At 46.8% G+C, this 2617-nt stretch carries 3 protein-coding genes; 2 read left to right on the top strand and 1 reads right to left on the bottom strand.

All coding sequences use genetic code 11. The features are described 5' to 3' along the window. Together aroB and PHP87_RS11865 are read left to right on the top strand one after the other, a co-directional pair. Nucleotides 1–1015, top strand: a 1015-nt coding sequence (aroB, locus tag PHP87_RS11870; RefSeq protein WP_299921641.1) for a 3-dehydroquinate synthase, incomplete at its 5' end; no start/stop codon positions are given. Nucleotides 1016–1086: 71 nt separating this feature from the next. After that, on the top strand, nucleotides 1087–1281 hold the full coding sequence (locus PHP87_RS11865) for a ferritin family protein (RefSeq protein ID WP_041427311.1): 195 nt from the start codon (nucleotides 1087–1089) through the stop codon (nucleotides 1279–1281). Here the strand turns inward: PHP87_RS11865 and PHP87_RS11860 are convergent. Further along, a partial coding sequence (locus PHP87_RS11860; protein WP_299921637.1) for a hypothetical protein occupies nucleotides 1278–2617 on the bottom strand: 1340 nt, incomplete at its 5' end. The two genes, PHP87_RS11865 and PHP87_RS11860, sit on opposite strands and share 4 nt — an antisense overlap.

Below are 2617 nucleotides of genomic sequence, written 5' to 3'. Positions count from 1 at the left end.
AGTAACAAAGACCGAGAAAATACTTCTGGTGAGTAATCCGACGGTTTTTGCGCTTTATGGTTTGCAAGTACAAGAAGCCATGGAAGAGCAGGGCTTTACCGTAAGCATAGCTCTAATGCCTGATGGAGAACAATACAAGAATCGGGAAGAAGCCTTCAAGATTCTGGATCAAGCGGTGGAAGCTCAACTAGAACGCAGCAGCGTAGTGTTGGCTCTGGGTGGAGGCGTTGTTGGTGACCTGGCCGGTCTGGTGGCTGCTCTTTACCAGAGGGGGATAGACTATGTTCAAATTCCTACCACTCTCCTATCCCAGGTGGATAGCAGCGTAGGTGGAAAGGTGGCTATAAACCACCCCCGGGGAAAAAACCTGATTGGCGCCTTTCATCAGCCGCGCATGGTTATTATTGACTATATAACCCTGGCTACCCTGGATGAGCGGGAGTATAAGAGCGGTTTGGCTGAAGTGGTGAAATACGGAATAATCCACGATCCCTCCTTCTTCGACTACCTGGAATCTCATGCTGAAGCTATCAAAAAACAGGAAGCTTGTTCCTTGGAAAAGATAATATATGAATCCTGCCGGATTAAGAGTAAAGTGGTAGCCCAAGACGAGAGAGAGCTGGGACTACGGGCCATACTGAACCTGGGACACACCTTTGGCCACTCCCTGGAAAAACTGGGTAACTACTCTCTGTTGCGGCACGGCGAAGCGGTAGCTATGGGTACGGTAGCCGCCTCTTTCCTGGCCAGGGAAAAGAATCATTTGACCTCGGATGAATTGGAGCGAATCATAAAGCTCTACCGGTGCCTGGGTATTCCCACCCGTTGGCCAGCTTTCGATCCGCTGGCTATTTATGAAGGCATGTTGAACGACAAGAAAGTAATCAACCATAAGCTGCGTCTGGTCTTACCCCAGGGCATAGGAAACTTCGTTATCAGCGAAGATCTGAGCCGGGAAGAGCTGCTGGCAGCTATCCGGCAAGCCCAGGGGGTGTCAAGGGGACGGTCCTTTTGACACCAAATGAAATCGTGAGAAAGCAAGCGATATTTGAAGTATAGATTAGTTTATTAAGGGAGTGATGAAATATGAATGCCAACCTCTTAAAAGCCATGGAACTGGCGGTTAATGCCGAAGCTCAGGCCCGCGACCGCTACAAAGAATTGGCCAAACAGGCGGAAGACCAGGAAACCAGGCTATTGTTTGAACAGATAGCCCGCGAGGAAGATATGCACCTGAAAAAGCTCTCCGAACGCCTTAAGGCCTTAAAAATGATGGGTTAATGAGGAAGCGGAGTGGATAGTAAAGCACTGGCAGCTATTACGATTAGTAATATCAAAAACAAGAGAATGGCGGAGGCTATTAATTTATTCTTTACATGATGATCTCCTTGCATATACTCAGCCATCAGGTGAGTACAATATACAGTATTACCGGAAAAGGCTATAACCACCAGGAATTGAATCCAGCCCGGTATAGCCCCGTAAGCCCCGGGAGCCAGGTGCGACCAGAGGGAATGACTGTAATAAGCTAAAACTATGAACTCAATCAAGCCAGCGGCGTATTGAAAAACCAGGCTCTGTTTTTGAATGGTGACATTCAATTGCATGAGGTTCCTTATTTCTTCTTGAGTAGCAATATTGGAGCGGGCATTCATGATGTCGATTTTGCTTCTTACTACTTCGATGGCAGCCTGGTGATTTTCCCGGGATACCATCACATTGTTTTGCGCATCCTCTATCTCCCTGAGACAACGCAGATAGGGACTAATCATATCACTAATAAAGCCTTCACTTAAATCCGCACCGTCTAAAGAGCCTGGCTGCTGCCTAAAGGATTGCAGCAGGGAAGAAAGGCGATTAGCAGCAGACAACAGGGTGTTATAGTCTCCCGCTATCTTGCCATAAGCCCGGGAGAGTCCTTCCACTTGCTTCTCCAGCTCCATTGCTTCCTCCGCGCTACCCTTTTCCATAACCAGCTGAGTATGGAGAATAGCTGACAACTCCTGGTCCAATTGCTCCCTTTCCCTGAGCACTGTATTTTTCTGCTCTCTTAAGAAAGATGAAATCATGCGCAAGCGCAAAAGTCTTGCTTCCAATAAAGGAAGTTCACTTCCCAGAAAATTACGGTTCTGCCTGGTGTAATTATCCAGGTGACAAGCGTAGAAGGCCTTGCCCTGGGGCCATAAACGGCAAAGGCGGGCCATCTGTCCTTGTTCAATTCCAATATCAAGGGCTTCTTTTTGCTGGGATAATTTTTGTGTGTATAGCAGGAATTCATCCCAGGCCATTTTCGTAGAAAGAAAAACGCTGGTCTGGGCAATGATATCCGCAGGGTTAATTCCAGCTTCTTCCTCCCAGGCTTCGAGTGAGGCAAGACAATCCGCCCAATCATCTTTTTCCACCAAACAGCATAATACCAGAATGCTTAAATTATCCTGTTTTAATTGGTAGGAGAAGCTTTTCTCTTCTTTCAGGAGTTTGATAGAATAGTCCGGGTAATAATTGACCTTATTTTTCTGCAGTACTTCTTTTAATGGAGTAAAATTGCCGGCATCGTCTTCCAAAAAATAGTAATAGCGCCAGAGTTCATCTGTCATTTGATCCGCTCCTTCGGATT

This window comes from Syntrophomonas sp., assembly GCF_028707975.1.
Classification (GTDB): domain Bacteria; phylum Bacillota; class Syntrophomonadia; order Syntrophomonadales; family Syntrophomonadaceae; genus Syntrophomonas.
The sequence above is the reverse complement of the archived record's forward strand: the minus strand, read 5'-3'. Positions and strand labels throughout refer to the sequence as shown.

Excerpts from the sequence above, each read along its gene's own strand:
- PHP87_RS11865 (WP_041427311.1), top strand. The coding sequence starts at position 1,087 with ATGAATGCCAACCTCTTAAAAGCCATGGAACTGGCGGTTAATGCCGAA.